A 17,333-nucleotide genomic window follows, 5' to 3' on the forward strand; every position below is an offset into this window, starting at 1 on the left:
GCTAGATACCAAAGGAAGAATGGTATTGCCTGCCAGCCTCAAAAAGCAAATGCCTGAGGTTGAACGGGAGGGGCTTGTTATAAATCGAGGACTGGAAAGTCATCTAGTGATATATCCAAGAAAGGAATGGGATAGGATTATGGACGAGTTGAGTAAGCTTAACACCTTCGAAAAAAAGACCCGGGAATTTGTGCGAAAGTTTATGAGGGGAGCTACCGAGCTTAGTTTAGATTCGGCAAATAGAGTATTGATTCCAAAAGCCTTATTAGAGTATGCTAACATAGATGCGGAGGTGGTGCTAGCGAGTCAGTTTAATAAAATAGAGTTGTGGGCAAAAGATGTTTATGACGCACAATGGGATGATGAGGGGGATGATTTCGCTGCATTGGCTGAAGAAGTAATGGGGAATTTGAAAAGGAGGGGGGATGAATAAGGTTTATCATGTGCCGGTAATGTTGAAGGAATGCGTTGAGGCATTGAATATAAAGCCTGATGGAGTGTATGTTGATGTAACATTCGGTGGGGGGGGGCATTCTCAAGAAATTTTAGCTCATTTAGGCGATAAAGGAAAGCTCTATGCATTTGACCAAGATCCTGATGCACTTGCTAATGCTTTTCAAGATGAACGATTTGCGTTGATTCATCAAAATTTTCGTTTTTTGAAAAATAACCTGCGGTTACAAGGGGTTAAACAAGTTGATGGAATTTTGGCGGATTTAGGTGTGTCTTCTCATCAGTTTGACGAAGCAGAGCGAGGTTTTTCTATACGTTTTGATGCTTCTTTGGATATGCGAATGGATCAGGTGAGTGATATCGATGCTAAAAGGGTGATTAATACCTATTCAGAAAGTGAATTGCATCGGATATTCGGCATGTATGGAGAAATACAAAATGCGAAATCTCTAGCAAAGGCGGTTGTGACAGCTCGTTTGACGAAGCCTATTAATAGGGTGGCTGATTTAAAGCTTGCAATTACAAAGCTGGTTCCTCGAGGGAAAGAGAATAAATACTTTGCGCAACTTTTTCAGGCTTTACGTATTGAGGTAAATAAAGAACTAGAAGCACTCCAAGAATTTTTGGTACAGGCGGAATCTGTTTTAGCTCCCGAAGGGCGGTTGGTGGTGATGTCTTATCATTCATTAGAGGACAGGCTGGTAAAAAATTTTATGGCGAAGGGGAAGTTTAAAGGGGAAGTGGAGAAAGATTTTTATGGGAATGAAATTAAGCCTTTTAAGTTAATTACGCGTAAAGCTATTACTGCGTCGGTAGATGAGATTAATACCAATAGTCGAGCGCGAAGTGCAAAGTTAAGAGTGGCTGAGAAGTTGTAAATGATTTTTTAATATTACGAGCTAACGACCATGTTAAACAAGTATAAAAATGCAGCGTTAACGGAAGAGCAGCAAGAGGTATTGAGTGATGAAGTAGAAGCAAAGGCGGGGGCTTCCGAAGAGTTTCTGAAGTCATTACTATCTCCCAGAGGATTCTCATCTGCCCGAGCAGTGGCAGCGGTTCCATTTATTGCATTTTTAGCTTTTTTGGCTATTATATATATCGCAAATAGGCATTTAGCAGAAGATACGGTACGTGAAATTGATACAACGACTAGGGAGGTGAAGTATTTGAGTTGGGAATATAAATCTTTAAAGGCTGATTTGATGCTTAAAAGTACGCAGAGCGAAGTGGCGCAGAAAGTGGATACTGTTGGACTTAAGGCGCTTATAGCGCCACCTAAAAGGATTATTCTGAATGCTGTAGATAAAACGGAAGAATAAATATAATAATGAATATTAGAACAGATATATTATTACGGGTTTACCTCTCCTTTGGAGCAATGGTAATTTTTGCTGTAGCCGTATTATATAAAATGTTCAGCTTACAGGTTGTAGAAGGAACGCATTGGCAAGCAATGGCCGATAGCCTTTCAACACGATATCAAACAATTGAAGCAACAAGAGGCAATATTTTTTCGTCAGATGGCAGCTTGTTGGCTACTTCAGTTCCTGAATATGATGTGCGGATGGATATGGTGGCTCCAGGAATTTTAGAGGACGATGTGTTTTATGCCAAGGTAGATTCTCTTGCCGCCAGTTTGGCAACATTTTTTAAAGATAAATCCGTAGATCAATATAGGCGCTTGCTTAGAAAAGCTCGTAAAGATAAAAATCGCTATTACTTGGTGAAGCGAAATGTAAGCTTTCAAGATATGAAAGTAGTTCGCGCATTTCCGATTTTTAATTTGGGTAAGTACAAAGGGGGATTAATTGCGGAGCAGAAGAACAAGCGTATTATGCCATTTAAAACTTTGGCGGCACGTACTATAGGGTATAAAAATGAAAATGTACAGCCTGTTGGACTGGAGGGGGCGTATGCTGAATACATGGATGGTGTGAGCGGCAGCCGATTAGTCCAACGGATAGCGGGTGGCAGCTGGATGCCTATCAATGAAGATACAGAGGTGTCTCCTACTGATGGTGCCGATATTATATCAACTATTGATGTTAATATGCAGGACGTTGCGCAAAAGGCGCTCGAAAAACAATTAATTGCAAGCGATGCAGATAATGGATGCGTTATTTTGATGGAGGTGGCTACGGGGGAAGTGAGGGCCGTTGCCAATTTCACGAAGGTGGAAGAGGGTGTTTATAAAGAGAAATTTAACTATGCAGTAGCTCAAAGTGCAGAGCCTGGATCGACATTTAAATTGGCGTCTTACATGGCTGCTATTGAAGATGGCAAAATTGATACGAGTGATATTGTAGATACTGAAGACGGAACATTTACTGTTTATAGGAAAACAATCCGAGACTCTCATCATGGCGGCTATGGTAAGATTTCGGTAAAAAGAGCTTTTGAAGTTTCGTCTAACACAGCAATTACTAAACTTATTTATCAAAACTATAAAAACAATCCGGCTGCTTTTACTTCTCGACTGCATAAAATGCACCTAAATGATAAGCTTGGGCTGCAAATACCGGGAGAAGGTGATCCTTTAATAAAGACGCCTAAAAGCAGGTCATGGAGCGGCCTGAGTTTGCCACAAATGGCCTATGGTTATGAACTGAAAGTGACGCCTTTACAAATGCTAGCTTTGTATAATGCCGTGGCTAATAATGGTAAGATGATCGCTCCCTTGTTTGTAAAAGAAGTTAGAAGATTAGGGAATACCGTCGAAAAATTTGAAGCAAGGGTAATTAATGAAAAAGTTGCGTCGGATGAAACGCTGGGCAAAGTAAGAGGGATGTTGGAGGGAGTAGTAGAAGAAGGAACGGCTAAAGTGTTGAAAAATTCATTATTCAAAATGGCGGGAAAGACGGGAACTGCGCAAATGGCGGATGGTGCTGCTGGATATAAAACAAATAGAAGATACCAAGGCTCTTTTGCGGGGTATTTTCCTGCGGATAATCCGAAGTATTCCATGATTGTGGTGGTGCAGAATCCTAGAAAAGGTGGTTATTATGCCATCAGTGTTGCTGCTCCGGTATTTAAGGAAATTGCCGAAAGAGTGTATGCCGGCGATACGCAAATGTATCATGATCTTAATAATTTAAAATTCACCTCGGCATATGGAACGCCGCAAATAAAAAATGGTTTTTTAAAGGATAGTCAATACGTTTCTAACGCCTTTGGCTTAAAAGCGAATCAGCTTCAAAGTGATACTGCCAAACATTTTGTTGCAGAAGAAGGCATTGTGGAAGGTAAAGTTCCTGATCTGAAGGGGATGGGGTTAAAAGACGCCATGTTTCTTTTGGGAAACGTAGGGATGAAAGCCTTGGTGAAGGGAAAAGGTAAAGTGGTAAGACAATCTATTAATCCCGGGGAGATTGCAAGTAGAGGATTGCCAATAAATATTGAATTAGAATGATCGCGTTGTCTAACATATTAAATGGTATTACGGTAAAGCATACTATCGGAAGTATGGACAGGGATATTCATGCAATTTGTTTTGATTCTCGTAAGATCGTTCATAATGATCTTTTTGTTGCAGTAAAAGGTACCGTGACCGATGGACATTTATTTCTCGACAAAGCGATAGCACTTGGTGCAACAACTATTATATGCGAGGATATTCCAACTATTATCAATGATCATATTACTTATATTCAAGTAGATGACGCTGCTTATTGTTTAGGATTAGCGGCTGCGAATTTTTATGGAAATCCTTCATCACAGCTAAAGTTGGTAGGTGTGACGGGCACTAATGGTAAAACAACAGTGGTGACCTTATTACATAAATTGTTCATTGAACTGGGCTTTCATGTGGGATTACTTTCTACCGTGCAAAATCAAATTAATGGTAACGTTATCGAAGCAACGCATACAACACCAGATCCGATAGCGCTTAATTTACTTTTGCGGCAAATGGTTGATGCCGGGTGCGACTATTGTTTTATGGAGGTGAGTTCTCATGCTATTGTGCAGCATAGAATAGCAGGGTTAACATTTGTAGGGGGTGTATTTACCAATTTAACACATGACCATTTAGATTTTCATAAAACCTTTGATGCATATATCAAGGCGAAAAAAGGCTTTTTTGACGTGCTGGATAAGTCGGCCTTTGCATTGGTAAACGTAGATGATAAAAATGGTACCGTGATGCTGCAGAATACAGAAGCTTATAAAAAGACATACGGCTTAAAGAATATAGCAGATTATAAGGGCCGAATAATAGAGAGTCATTTCGATGGTATGCTGATGCAGGTAGAAGGAAAGGAAGTTTGGACAAAGCTGGTTGGGACTTTCAATGCCTATAACTTACTAGCGGTATATAGTGCTGGAGTACTGTTAGAGCAGGATAGTATGCGTGTGTTGACGATACTAAGTAGGATCACCGGTGCTGAAGGACGCTTTGATACACAATTGGCAAATAATGGGATAGTAGGAGTTGTAGATTACGCCCATACGCCAGATGCGGTAGAAAATGTATTACAAACGATTGTGAACCTGCGGAAGAATAAAGAACAAATTATAACAGTATTAGGCTGTGGCGGGGATAGGGATAAAACTAAACGACCGGAAATGGCGGAGGTTGCTGCGCGATTAAGCGACAAAGTTATTTTAACTTCCGATAATCCTAGAAGTGAAAACCCTCAACAGATTATTCATGATATGGAGCAGGGAATTCCTAATGACAAAAAACGGAATGTGTTTGCTATAACGGATAGGTACGAAGCTATAAAGGCGGCAGTACATTTAGCTCAGCCACATGATATAATTTTAGTAGCAGGAAAGGGGCATGAGAAATATCAGGAAATAATGGGAGTTAAGAAAAACTTTGATGATAAAGCTGTTCTGAGAGAGCTTTTTGATGAAATTATTAATTAATAATCATGCGTAGCTAATGAAAGGCACTAATTTGGGCAAGGATAAAATATAACTAAGGGATGCTGTACTATTTGTTTACATATTTACATGATCATTTTAACCTACCGGGCGCTGGGGTGTTTCAATACATTTCTTTTCGCTTTGGTTTGACCGTTATATTGTCTCTTATTATCACAACTGTTTATGGCGGGAGATTAATTAAATTATTGCGTAAAAAACAAGTAGGCGAGACGGTACGGAGTTTAGGTTTGGAAGGGGAGTCAAAAAAGCAGGGTACTCCAACAATGGGCGGACTGATTATTATTGCAGGGATCTTGATTCCTACTTTGCTGTTTGCCAAGTTGGAAAATGTATATGTAATCCTCATGATTATAGCAACTGTTTGGATGGGTGCGGTTGGGTTTTTAGACGATTATATCAAAGTGTTTAAAAATAATAAAGAAGGACTGGCAGGAAAGTTTAAAGTTGTTGGACAAGTGGGACTTGGGGTTATTATTGCATGGACAATGTATTATCACCCATCCATAGTGAGTAGGCAAAAGGTTAATGGGCCTATTAAAGGTGCCAATATTCAAATGCAGCAAAACTTTGATGGAACGAAGAGTTATTATAACGTAGAAGTTAAATCTACAAAAACGAACATCCCATTTTATAAAAACAACGAGTTTGATTACGGTAAGGTGCTGAGCGTCTTTGGTGTGAAAGATGGGAAATATGCTTTTTTGGTTTTTCTGGTTTTTGTGGTCTTTATTATTACCGCGGTGTCGAATGGTGCCAATATTACTGATGGGATAGATGGTTTAGCTACCGGTACTTCTGCCGTTATTGGTGTAACGCTGGCGATATTGGCTTATGTGTCTGGTAACAGCATTTTTGCAGATTATCTCAATATTATCTATATACCGAATTCTGGTGAATTGGTTGTCTTCGCTGGTGCGTTTGTTGGTGCATGTGTTGGGTTCTTATGGTATAATTCATACCCCGCTCAAGTATTTATGGGAGATACAGGTAGCTTGGCTATTGGTGGTATAATAGCCGCCTTCGCTATCATGATAAGGAAAGAGTTATTGATTCCAATATTATGTGGTATTTTTTTGGTTGAGCTGCTGTCAGTAATTATGCAAGTTTCTTATTTCAAGTATACAAAGAAGAAGTTTGGAGAAGGACGAAGGATATTCTTGATGTCTCCTTTGCATCATCACTATCAAAAAAGAGGATATCATGAATCGAAAATAGTTACGCGGTTTTGGATTGTGGGAATTATTTTGGCGGTCATAACAATCGTTACATTAAAGGTGAGATAAATGGAAACGCTTGATACAAATAGTAGTAAGGTAAAACCTAAATTAATTGTGCTAGGAGCAGGGGAGAGTGGTGTGGGCGCAGCGGTTCTAGGAAAACAGCAAGGTTTTGAAGTATTTGTGTCTGACAGCAGTGAGATAAAGCAAGGTTATAAAGAGCAGTTAAAAAACGAAGGAGTGCGTTATGAGGAGAAGCGGCATACGATAGAAGAGATGCAAACTGCAGGTTTGGTTATTAAGAGTCCGGGTATACCAGAGACAGCTCCGGTAATAAAATATTTACGGGAGAAGGGTATTCGTGTTATTGGAGAAATTGAATTCGCAGCACAGTACACAAAAGCTAAAACAATTTGCATTACAGGGTCAAACGGAAAGTCTACCACCACGATGTTGACTTACCACATACTCAAAAAAGCAGGATTAAATGTTGGTTTGGCTGGTAATATTGGTAAAAGCTTTGCTTTGCAGGTCGCCACAGAGAAGTTTGACATTTACGTTTTGGAAATAAGCAGCTTCATGTTAGATGATATGTATGATTTTAGGGCAGATATTGCAGTATTATTAAATATTACGCCAGATCATCTTGATCGCTACGACTATAAGATGGAAAACTATGCGAATTCCAAGTTTAGAATAACTCAAAATCAGCGGAGCGAGGATGTTTTTATATACTGTCAAGACGATCCTGAGACATTAGAAGGACTTAAAAGAATAAAAATAAACGCTTCCATGTACCCCTTCAGTCTGAAAGAGAAGGTGGCGCAGGGAGCTTATTTAAATGAACAAAACGAAATTATAATAAAGGTACCAAATCACGAAAATTTTATCATGTCTATTAACGATTTAGCATTACAGGGAAAACACAATGTGTATAATAATATGGCTTCTGGAATTGTAGCCAAAGTTTGGGAATTACGTAATGAAACTATTCGGGAAAGCATGGGAGATTTCGTAAATATCCCGCATAGATTAGAACACGTATCTCGTATCTCGGGAATAGAATTTATTAATGACTCTAAAGCAACCAATGTGAACTCGGTTTGGTACGCCTTGGAGAGTTTACCTGGTAAAATAGTTTTAATTATGGGGGGAGTTGATAAAGGGAATGATTACAACATGTTGAAAGAAATGGTGCAAAAAAAAGTGAGAGGGATTGTTTGCCTAGGTAAGGATAATAGAAATATACACAATGCTTTTGAAGAGGATACGGAGGTTATTGTGAATACTGCAACGATGAGTGAGGCTGTTCAGATAGCTTATCATATTGCACAAAAAGGTGATACAGTTTTATTATCACCAGCTTGTGCCAGTTTCGATCTATTCAAAAATTATGAAGATAGGGGCGATCAATTTAAAGCTGCTGTTAGAGAGCTTTAAACGGGGGAGAGGTTAAGTGGACAATTGTTTGGATGAATGTACTTAACAAGTAAAGATGATGGAAAGAGTTTTTAAAAAGCTTAAGGGTGATAAATGGATTTGGATCATAGTGATTCTCTTGTCAGTCTGGTCAATATTGGCTGTTTATAGTTCAACAGGCACTTTGGCATATAAAGAAGGTCATGGAACAGAAACATACCTGATCAAACATTTTACTATAATCTTTGCAGGTCTTGTATTAATGTACTTTTCGCACTTGCTTGATTATCGCTATTATGCAGGAATATCCAAAATCTTAATGATTATTACGATTCCCTTGCTTTTATATACGTTGTTGTTTACAAACTCCGTTAACGATGCTAACAGGTGGGTTACCATTCCTGTTATTAATCAAACATTTCAAACATCTGACATGGCTAAATTGGCGCTCATAACGTTTTTAGCGCGGATGTTAACACGTAAGCAAGAGAATATAAAGGATGTAAAAAGTGCTTTTGTACCCATTATGGGTTCTGTTTGTGTTGTTATCATATTGATTGCCATTGCAAATATGTCTACAGCTATCATGCTTTTCGCGGTGAGTATTTTGTTATTACTAATTGGCCGTATCAGTGTAAAACAAATAGCTTACGTTAGTATAGCAGGTGTTTTTCTATTGACCTTAGTAGTGCTATTAGGCCCTAGGAGACAAACATATATATCAAGGGTCGAAACTTTTATGGGTAAAGGCGAACCTGACCCGGATAAGGAGTTTCAGGCAACACAAGCAAAAATAGCCATTGCAACGGGTGGATTATTTGGAAAGGGACCCGGTAATAGTACACAACGTAATTTACTTCCGCATCCTTATTCTGACTTCATTTTTGCGATAATAATTGAAGAATATGGTGCCGTAGGGGGAGTTGTTTTGGCCGCTATGTACTTGATCCTTATGTTCAGGTGCATTCGAATAGTAACACAAAGCCCCAAAGCTTTTGGGGCATTACTAGCTGCTGGTTTGGGTTTTAGTTTAACTATTCAGGCTTTTGGCAACATGGCAGTAGCGGTTGGTTTAGGGCCGGTGACAGGTGTTCCTTTACCGCTGGTTAGTATGGGTGGAACTTCTATCCTGTTCACTAGCGTAGCATTCGGCATTATTTTGAGTGTAAGCAGAAACATCGAAGAACTTAAACAGAAGGGACAAGGTAAACTCCCAAATGATGATAGAAAAGTAAAGGATAAGGTAATTGTTGGTGAAATTCCAGCAATGGCATAATAACTGGTATTATGGGAAATCGTTTAAAAAGAGTCATAATAAGTGGTGGAGGGACAGGGGGCCATATCTTCCCTGCTATCTCTATTGCAAATGCATTAAAACGTTTAGTCCCTGATATAGAAATATTATTTGTAGGAGCGAATGGTAGGATGGAGATGGATAAGGTGCCTGCAGCAGGTTATAAAATAATTGGCTTAGATATACAGGGGATAAACAGGAAGTCGCTTTTAAAAAATCTCTTACTGCCTTTTAAACTATGGAAAAGTATTACAAAATCCAGGCAAATTATAAAGGATTTTAAACCGGATGTAGTAGTAGGGGTCGGCGGGTACGCTTCTGGTCCGCTACTTCATGCTGCTGGAAGAATGAAAATACCTTATTTGATTCAGGAGCAGAATTCTTATGCTGGTGTAACAAATAAGAAATTGGGTAAAAACGCCGCTAAAATTTGTGTTGCTTTTGAAGGAATGGAACAATTCTTTCCAACTGACAAATTAATAAATACGGGGAATCCGATACGTAGAGAGGTGGTGGATATTGCTGGAAAAGAATTTGAAGCAAAGGAGCTATTGGGGCTGGACAAACAAATGAAAACTGTTTTGCTCACGGGTGGCAGCTTGGGCGCGCGTACATTGAATAATTGTATGCTGGAAGGACTGAATAAGCTTAAAGATGCCCAGATACAAGTGTTATGGCAATGTGGTAATTATTATTATAAAGAATTAGCAGCGATAGTAGAGAAAGGAGCTTATGAGCACGTGCATTTAAAGCCCTTTTTGCATCGCATGGATTTGGCATATGCGGCGGCAGATATAATAATAGCACGTGCCGGTGCAGGAACTATTGCTGAATTGTGTGCGGTAGGTAAACCTGTAATTCTTGTGCCATCTCCCAATGTAGCGGAAGATCACCAGACAAAAAATGCACAGGCTCTTACGGTTAAAGAGGCAGCGGTAATGATTAGTGATATAACAGCTAATGAACAGCTAATTGACGCTACAATCGATTTGAGCAGAAATAAAGATAAATGTAAAGAGCTTTCTTCGAACATAAAAAGATTGGCAAAATTAGATGCAGATATGGTTATAGCTAGAGAGGTACTGAAATTAGTTGAAGGGACAGTGCATTAATGATAACGAAAAAATGAATATATCAAACGTTAGACAGGTTTATTTGATTGGAATTGGCGGCATTGGAATGAGCGCTTTAGCCAGGTATTTTAATCACTTAGGACTGTTAGTGTTTGGTTATGATAAAACAGCATCATTTTTAACAAGACAATTATCGGATGAAGGTATAAAGATAACTTATACTGATAGTATAGAAGAAATCCCACTGTCGTTTAAACAGCTATCTCAAGAAAATCTGGTTATATATACGCCTGCTACTCCGAAAGATTTAAAGATTAGCACCTTCTTTGTCGAATTAGGTTATAGATTGTTTAAACGCTCAGAAGTATTGGGTTTAATCAGTGAAAAGTATTTTACCATAGCAGTAGCGGGTACACATGGAAAAACCACTACTTCTAGTATGATTGCTCACATTTTGACAGATAGTGGATTTAAATGCGCAGCATTTTTGGGTGGGATTGCTGCAAATTATAATAGCAATATTTTATTTGCCAATAGTAATCTTTTGGTGGTAGAAGCAGATGAATTTGATCGATCATTTTTGACACTCCATCCTAATATTGCTGTGGTGACATCTACTGACCCTGATCACTTGGATATTTACGGAGATTTAGACCATATGTTAGAGTCGTTTCACCTGTTTATCCAGCAGGTTTCTGCAGATGGTAAACGGATAGTAAAGAAGGGACTAAGTTTACCTTTTGATCTGACATATGCAACTAGTAGTGATGCTGATGCCTATGCGTCCAATATTGAAGTACGAGATAGATCTTTTTATTTTGATTATCGGCATAATAAGAAGGATGTCATTATTGAAAATATTCTTCTTGGCATAGCAGGTAAACATAATGTAGAGAATGCTGTAGCCGCGATTACCGTTGCTTTGGAATTAGGAGTAGAGAAGACGTTAATAAAAGATGCGCTCGCTTCCTTTAAAGGTGTTAAAAGACGATTTGAATATATTGTGAATCAAGATGATGTGGTGTTTATAGATGACTATGCGCATCATCCTGAGGAACTGAAAGCTTGTTTATTGGCCGTTAAAAGCTTATTTCCTCGAGAAGAAGTAACCTGTATTTTCCAACCGCATCTATTCTCGAGAACGCGAGATTTTGCTGCTGGTTTTGCAGAAAGTTTAGCGTTGGCTGATACACTAATACTCATGGATATCTATCCTGCGCGGGAAGAGCCTATCGCTGGAATTACATCAGATTGGTTATTGGAAAAAGTTGAAATAAAAAATAAAATGAAGCTTGATAGGGAAGAGATTTTAGCTTATATAAAACAAAATAAACCAAAGGTAACGCTTACCGTTGGAGCGGGAAACATCGATTTATTAGTAGCTCCCATAAAAAAAGTTTTAACAAATGTTTGATACACTGAAAAATATCAATTGGCGAAAGATACGCTATATACTAAGTTGGTGTATAAGTGTTACAGGCCTTTTAGTGTTAATGAGTTTTATCAATGCAAAAAAGAATGGGCTAGACTGTAAAAATATAAAGATCATCGTTCCTGGCACACAGGCTTTTGTGTCGCAAATGGATGTTTTTGGTATTATAGAAGAAAATAATGGTGCATTAGTTGGAAAACCATTAAAGTATTTACCGTTTCAAGAGATAGAGGATAAATTAAAGCTGAATCCGTTTATTAAGCAAGTGAGGGTTTTTTCTGATATGGACGGAACAGTAAATGTGAAGATCGAACAAAGAGAAGCAGTGTTAAGAATTATAAATAATGTTGGAAATGACTTTTATATTGATGATGCTGGTGTGAAATTTCCAATATCTAAGCTTTACGCACCGCATATAACAGTGGCAAATGGAAATATTACGGAACGTTTTGACGGCAAGCAAGACACAATAATGTCAAAGACAGTAAAAGATCTGTATAAAGTAGCTACATTTTTAACAACAGACTCTCTTTGGAACAGTCAGGTTGAGCAGTTATATGTAAATGAAGAACGCGACATTGAAATAGTGCCAAGGGTTGGGAATCAAAAAATAATTCTAGGAGATGCGGATTCGTTAGAGAGAAAGTTTGGTAAACTTCTAGTATTTTATAAACAGATTGTTCCTAAAGCTGGATGGGGAACCTACAAGTCGGTTAATCTGAAGTTCTCGAATCAAATTGTCTGCGAGAAGGCAGATAGCATAATAAAAAAAGAAAATAACAATAAACAGCATATTAATACGCATTAGACATGGAAAAACGAACAACTAATACGAAAGATGCTCCAATAGTTGTAGGACTAGATATCGGTACCACGAAGATTTGTGTAACAGTGGGCCGTAGGAGCGGGCATAACAAGATTGAAGTACTTGGAATTGGGAAAGCCGAATCTCTAGGGGTAAGCCGTGGAGTGGTAGCCAATATTCAGAAAACTGTGACAAGTATCGTTAAAGCTGTCGAGGAGGCAAGCGCCCAGTCAAATGTGGATATTAAAGTTGTTAATGTAGGTATTGCTGGTCAACATATTAAAAGCTTGCAACATCGGGGTATTTTGACGAGAAGAGACGATAACGAAATAGGTAGGAAAGATATCGAAAAACTAGTGGAAGATATGTACAAGCTTGTTCTTCCTCCTGGCGAAGAAATTATCCATGTGCTGCCTCAAGAGTTTACAATCGACAACGAGCCTGGTATTAAAGATCCTATTGGGATGGCAGGACGAAGAATGGAAGCAAATTTCCATATCATTTCTGGTCATGTTAGTGCTGTAAGAAATATTAAACGTTGCGTAGAATATGCTACTCTAGAAGCACAGGAGCTGATCTTAGAGCCTTTGGCTTCCTCTGAAGCCGTATTGAGCCCTGAAGAAAAAGATGCTGGAGTGGTGTTGGTTGATATAGGTGGGGGGACAACTGATGTAGCGATTTTTCACGAAGGTATCATCCGCCATACAGCCGTTATTCCTTTGGGAGGGAATATTGTGACGGAAGATATAAAACAAGGATGTTCTGTGCTGCGCAATCAAGCGGAATTACTAAAAGTTCGTTTTGGATCAGCTCTAGCAGATGAAAATAGAGAAAACGAAATTATCTGTGTACCGGGATTAAGGGGTAGGGAACATAAGGAGATCTCAGTGAAAAATCTTGCGTATATTATTCAAGCAAGAATGGAAGAAATTATTGAGCACGTTTACTACGAGATCAAATCTTCCGGTTATGAACGTAAGTTAATAGGTGGAATTGTAATTACTGGTGGTGGTGCACAATTGAAACACTTAGTTCAGTTGGTAGAGTATGTTACCGGACTTGAATGTAGAATTGGTATGCCTAATGAGCATCTTTCCAAAAATGAGGTGCTACCGAAAAACATATATGATGAGCTAAAAAGTCCTTTGTATGCAACCGGCATTGGCTTGCTGATAAAAGGAGTTGAATCGGTGGAGTATGATGAGGTTGAACATCCAGCTAAAAGCCAGGTAGTTAAAGGTATTGCTGAGGAGGGAAAGAAAACGTTCGGTTTCTTAGATAAGATTATCCGGTACATAAGTGACGACAATAAAATAGAAGATACGGATTATATTAAATAGTTTTCCACACCGGGTTATTTTTCCACATTATAAACAATTGTGGAAAACAATTGTGGAAAAAGTGTTAATATTACCATGCGAAAGTAACACGATTTTAAGATTAGGATACCACTCATTACGAGTAAATTAGGATAGTTATGAAATTTGAAATGCTTAAAGAACAATCATCTATTATAAAGGTAATAGGTGTTGGCGGAGGTGGTGGCAATGCAGTTAACCACATGTATAGACAGGGAATTAGCGGTGTGGACTTTATAATCTGCAATACCGATGCACAAGCATTAGAGTTAAGTCCGATACCTAATAAAGTTCAACTAGGTGCTAGTTTAACGGAAGGTATGGGCGCTGGTTCAGACCCTGATGTAGGTGAAAACTCGGCCATCGAAAGTATTGACGACATCAAACGGATGTTAGGCGTTAATACTAAAATGCTGTTTATAACAGCTGGTATGGGAGGGGGTACTGGCACGGGAGCGAGTCCTGTAATTGCTAAAGCAGCAAAAGAAATAGGTGTTCTAACGGTTGCTATTGTTACTACGCCATTTGCCTTTGAGGGTAAACGACGTAGAAATCAGGCTGAGGATGGTTTGTCAGAATTGCGAAAATATGTTGATTCTTATCTGGTGATTTCCAATGATAGATTACGTGAAATCTTCGGAAATCTTACAATGAGTTCAGCTTTTGCAAAAGCTGATGACATTTTAACTACTGCTGCAAAAGGTATAGCTGAGATTATTACGATCCCTGGTTACATCAATGTGGACTTCAAAGATGTGAGGACAGTAATGAATGATAGTGGGGTAGCGATTATGGGGAATTCAAAGGCAAATGGTGATGACCGTGCGCAGAAGGCTGTAGAAGGTGCTCTCGCATCACCCTTATTGAAAGATAGCGAAATTGAAGGTGCAAGGTATATATTGTTGAATATTTCTTCTGGTAGCCAAGAGGTTACTATGGACGAAATTTCAGTAATTACTGACTACATTCAGGAGAGGGCCGGCTTCACCGCTGAAATTATCTGGGGTAATTGCTTAGATGAAACCTTGGATAATGATTTATCTGTAACTATTATTGCTACAGGTTTCCAAACAACGGAAGAACGTAAGCAGGAGGAAAACAATAAAAAAATTGCTATACCATTGGAAGAAGAAAAGGTTCCTTTGGTTAGGCCAGTAAATCAGATTCTTAATAAGGAAAAGGAGGTTGAAACACCTGCTGCACCTGTACAGAATGCTGCACCGTCTTTTCAATTGAAAGTTGAACCAACAGCAGTACCTCAGGTTGATTTGTTCAGCGGTTTTAATAAATCGCAGAATCAAGCGGAAAATAGAGTAGCGCCAAAAAAGAATGAAGTGATTAGGCATACACTAATTGAAGAAGAACCGATTCCCGAAATAACCCCAAATACAGATGAGTATCAGTTAAAAGAGGCGGAAAGTGAATTTTTGTTTACTAAAAATCCTTCGGAAGATCAGCAGAAAGAAGCGGTGGAAAATAATATTGGCAAAATAGCTAATGAAGAACCACCTAACAAAACGGAGGAGCCTGTAGCAAAACAAGTAGATGAATACAAAACCGACGAAAGTATTGAAGAGCAATTAAGAAAGACGAAGGAACGGATCCTCAGATTGAAAGATTTGAGTATGAAGCTTAGGTCGACAAATGGATTGCAGGAGATTGAAAACGAACCTGCTTATAGAAGAAAGCAGAAGTCGTTAGATCAGGTGCCACATTCTTCTGAATCTCAAGTTTCCAGGTTTACACTTTCATCAGAGGATGGAATTACAGAAATACGTCCGAATAATTCTTTTCTACATGATAATGTTGATTAACAAATTATAAAAATAGGAAAATATAAAGCCGGATGAAGCTATTTCATCTGGCTTTTTTTGTAGTAAAAAATGCATAAAAGAGAAGTTTTTATACTCATTTTCAAAACGGTTCAGTTGAAAGTTGATATTAACAGCATGAAACTTTATCTTTGTGGAGGCTTAAATTCAGGTAGCGACTTATAGACGTGACTAATGAATTGCATCGCGTAGGATTTTATTACGCGGATATGGAAGGTGAATTTTACAAGATACGCTGTCCCGATAATTATTGGCAAGGTGATTGTAAAGTGATTTGAAAACTAAATATAATTACACGTTGGATTTATTCGATAAAATATCAAACAATTTGGGTCCTATCGGACAACATCACAAATGGTCTCATGGTTACTTTTCTTTTCCTAAACTGGAAGGAGACATTGGCCCGCATATGAAATTTAGGGGTAAAGATCATTTAGTATGGAGCTTAAATAATTACTTGGGCTTAGCAAACCATCCGGAAGTGAGAGCAATAGATGCCATAGCTGCAAAAGAGTATGGCATGGCTTATCCAATGGGCGCGCGAATGATGTCTGGGAACTCGAATCATCATGAAGCTTTAGAGCAAGATCTTGCGTCGTTTGTAGGAAAAGAAGACGCTTTTCTTTTAAATTATGGTTATCAAGGCATGGTTTCTATTATTGACGCATTAGTTGATAGAAATGATGTCATCGTTTATGACGCTGAATCACACGCCTGCATAATTGATGGCGTTAGGCTTCATATGGGGAAAAGATTTGTGTATCAGCATAATGATATTGATAGCTGCAAAAAGCAATTAGAGAGAGCTACAAAAATTACTGAACAAACTGGCGGTGCGATACTAGTCATAACCGAAGGAGTGTTTGGTATGTCGGGCGCACAAGGTAAGCTGAAGGAAATTAATGCGTTGAAGGACAAATTTAATTTCCGGCTTTTAGTAGATGATGCGCATGGATTTGGAACAATGGGGCCTACAGGCGCTGGAACGCATGAAGCCCAAGATTGTATTGATGGTGTGGATATTTATTTTGGTACATTTGCGAAATCAATGGCAGGGATAGGCGCCTTTGTTGCTGGAAATGAGAATATTGTAACCTTCCTTCGTTATAATATGCGTTCACAAACATTTGCTAAATCGCTGCCAATGCCGATGGTAATAGGATTGAAAAAAAGGTTGGAGTTATTAAAGGGAGAACCAGGTTTACGTGAAAAATTATGGAAAATAGCTACTTCATTACAAAAGGGTTTGAAAGATAATGGTTTTGATATTGGTCATACAAATACCATGGTCACACCGGTTTTTTTAAAAGGAGATTTGTCGGAAGCAACAGCGCTCACAATGGACCTGCGAGAAAATTATGGTATTTTTTGTTCTATAGTTGTTTATCCCGTAATACCAAAGGGACAAATAGAATTGAGATTAATACCAACAGCAATGCATACGTTGGATGATGTAAAAGAAACGATATTCGCCTTTTCAGAAGTTTCTGATAAGTTAAATAATGGATACTATAGAGAACAACAAGTTGTTCCGGCCTAAAAAAGTACTCATTATGA

The 17,333-nt window shown here is 38.6% G+C and carries 14 protein-coding genes; all 14 read left to right on the forward strand.

Annotated features, from left to right (window positions below):
- Positions 1-433: division/cell wall cluster transcriptional repressor MraZ (gene mraZ, locus BMY50_RS27605; RefSeq protein ID WP_139202349.1), on the forward strand; the 433-nt coding region annotated here is incomplete at its 5' end.
- On the forward strand, positions 426-1,331 hold the full coding sequence (gene rsmH, locus BMY50_RS27610) for a 16S rRNA (cytosine(1402)-N(4))-methyltransferase RsmH (protein WP_093332932.1): 906 nt from the start codon (positions 426-428) through the stop codon (positions 1,329-1,331). The genes mraZ and rsmH, both read left to right, overlap by 8 nt.
- A gap of 30 nt (positions 1,332-1,361) precedes the next feature.
- Positions 1,362-1,775: an FtsL-like putative cell division protein gene (locus BMY50_RS27615; protein ID WP_093332934.1), complete on the forward strand. Its 414-nt coding sequence runs from the start codon at positions 1,362-1,364 to the stop codon at positions 1,773-1,775.
- A gap of 8 nt (positions 1,776-1,783) precedes the next feature.
- On the forward strand, positions 1,784-3,865 hold the full coding sequence (locus BMY50_RS27620; RefSeq protein WP_093332937.1) for a penicillin-binding protein: 2,082 nt from the start codon (positions 1,784-1,786) through the stop codon (positions 3,863-3,865).
- Complete coding sequence (locus tag BMY50_RS27625; protein ID WP_093332940.1) at positions 3,862-5,325, forward strand: UDP-N-acetylmuramoyl-L-alanyl-D-glutamate--2,6-diaminopimelate ligase; 1,464 nt, start codon at positions 3,862-3,864, stop codon at positions 5,323-5,325. Before BMY50_RS27620 ends, BMY50_RS27625 begins: the two co-directional genes overlap by 4 nt.
- 59 nt (positions 5,326-5,384) lie before the next feature.
- Entirely contained in the window at positions 5,385-6,629 is a 1,245-nt protein-coding gene (gene mraY / locus BMY50_RS27630; protein ID WP_093332942.1) for a phospho-N-acetylmuramoyl-pentapeptide-transferase, read from the forward strand.
- Positions 6,630-8,003, forward strand: coding sequence for a UDP-N-acetylmuramoyl-L-alanine--D-glutamate ligase (gene murD, locus BMY50_RS27635; RefSeq protein WP_093332944.1), 1,374 nt, complete (start codon positions 6,630-6,632; stop codon positions 8,001-8,003).
- A gap of 58 nt (positions 8,004-8,061) precedes the next feature.
- Positions 8,062-9,258, forward strand: a complete 1,197-nt coding sequence (locus BMY50_RS27640) for an FtsW/RodA/SpoVE family cell cycle protein (RefSeq protein ID WP_093333005.1) — start codon at positions 8,062-8,064, stop codon at positions 9,256-9,258.
- Positions 9,259-9,269: 11 nt separating this feature from the next.
- The gene (murG, locus tag BMY50_RS27645; protein ID WP_093332946.1) at positions 9,270-10,388 is read left to right on the forward strand and encodes an undecaprenyldiphospho-muramoylpentapeptide beta-N-acetylglucosaminyltransferase; all 1,119 of its coding nucleotides are present in this window, start codon (positions 9,270-9,272) and stop codon (positions 10,386-10,388) included.
- A 13-nt stretch (positions 10,389-10,401) separates the two neighbouring features.
- Positions 10,402-11,763, forward strand: a complete 1,362-nt coding sequence (murC, locus tag BMY50_RS27650) for a UDP-N-acetylmuramate--L-alanine ligase (protein WP_093332949.1) — start codon at positions 10,402-10,404, stop codon at positions 11,761-11,763.
- A complete protein-coding gene (locus tag BMY50_RS27655) occupies positions 11,756-12,589 on the forward strand; it encodes a cell division protein FtsQ/DivIB (RefSeq protein ID WP_093332951.1) in 834 nt (277 codons plus the stop codon). The genes murC and BMY50_RS27655 overlap by 8 nt, the downstream gene beginning before the upstream one ends.
- Before the next feature lie 2 nt (positions 12,590-12,591).
- Positions 12,592-13,926: a cell division protein FtsA gene (gene ftsA / locus BMY50_RS27660; protein ID WP_093332954.1), complete on the forward strand. Its 1,335-nt coding sequence runs from the start codon at positions 12,592-12,594 to the stop codon at positions 13,924-13,926.
- Positions 13,927-14,063: 137 nt separating this feature from the next.
- The gene (ftsZ, locus tag BMY50_RS27665; protein ID WP_093332956.1) at positions 14,064-15,758 is read left to right on the forward strand and encodes a cell division protein FtsZ; all 1,695 of its coding nucleotides are present in this window, start codon (positions 14,064-14,066) and stop codon (positions 15,756-15,758) included.
- 316 nt (positions 15,759-16,074) lie between these two features.
- Positions 16,075-17,316, forward strand: a complete 1,242-nt coding sequence (locus BMY50_RS27670; protein WP_093332958.1) for an aminotransferase class I/II-fold pyridoxal phosphate-dependent enzyme — start codon at positions 16,075-16,077, stop codon at positions 17,314-17,316.
- The last annotated feature ends 17 nt before the right edge of the window (positions 17,317-17,333 follow it).

This window comes from Olivibacter domesticus (assembly GCF_900109575.1).
Classification (GTDB): domain Bacteria; phylum Bacteroidota; class Bacteroidia; order Sphingobacteriales; family Sphingobacteriaceae; genus Olivibacter; species Olivibacter domesticus.

What these genes read in the sequence shown, in the direction of transcription:
- rsmH (WP_093332932.1), top strand. Translation starts at nt 426, where the DNA reads ATGAATAAGGTTTATCATGTGCCGGTAATGTTGAAGGAATGCGTTGAG.
- BMY50_RS27615 (WP_093332934.1), top strand. Translation starts at nt 1,362, where the DNA reads ATGTTAAACAAGTATAAAAATGCAGCGTTAACGGAAGAGCAGCAAGAG.
- BMY50_RS27620 (WP_093332937.1), top strand. Translation starts at nt 1,784, where the DNA reads ATGAATATTAGAACAGATATATTATTACGGGTTTACCTCTCCTTTGGA.
- BMY50_RS27625 (WP_093332940.1), top strand. Translation starts at nt 3,862, where the DNA reads ATGATCGCGTTGTCTAACATATTAAATGGTATTACGGTAAAGCATACT.
- mraY (WP_093332942.1), top strand. Translation starts at nt 5,385, where the DNA reads ATGCTGTACTATTTGTTTACATATTTACATGATCATTTTAACCTACCG.
- murD (WP_093332944.1), top strand. Translation starts at nt 6,630, where the DNA reads ATGGAAACGCTTGATACAAATAGTAGTAAGGTAAAACCTAAATTAATT.
- BMY50_RS27640 (WP_093333005.1), top strand. Translation starts at nt 8,062, where the DNA reads ATGGAAAGAGTTTTTAAAAAGCTTAAGGGTGATAAATGGATTTGGATC.
- murG (WP_093332946.1), top strand. Translation starts at nt 9,270, where the DNA reads ATGGGAAATCGTTTAAAAAGAGTCATAATAAGTGGTGGAGGGACAGGG.
- murC (WP_093332949.1), top strand. Translation starts at nt 10,402, where the DNA reads ATGAATATATCAAACGTTAGACAGGTTTATTTGATTGGAATTGGCGGC.
- BMY50_RS27655 (WP_093332951.1), top strand. Translation starts at nt 11,756, where the DNA reads ATGTTTGATACACTGAAAAATATCAATTGGCGAAAGATACGCTATATA.
- ftsA (WP_093332954.1), top strand. Translation starts at nt 12,592, where the DNA reads ATGGAAAAACGAACAACTAATACGAAAGATGCTCCAATAGTTGTAGGA.
- ftsZ (WP_093332956.1), top strand. Translation starts at nt 14,064, where the DNA reads ATGAAATTTGAAATGCTTAAAGAACAATCATCTATTATAAAGGTAATA.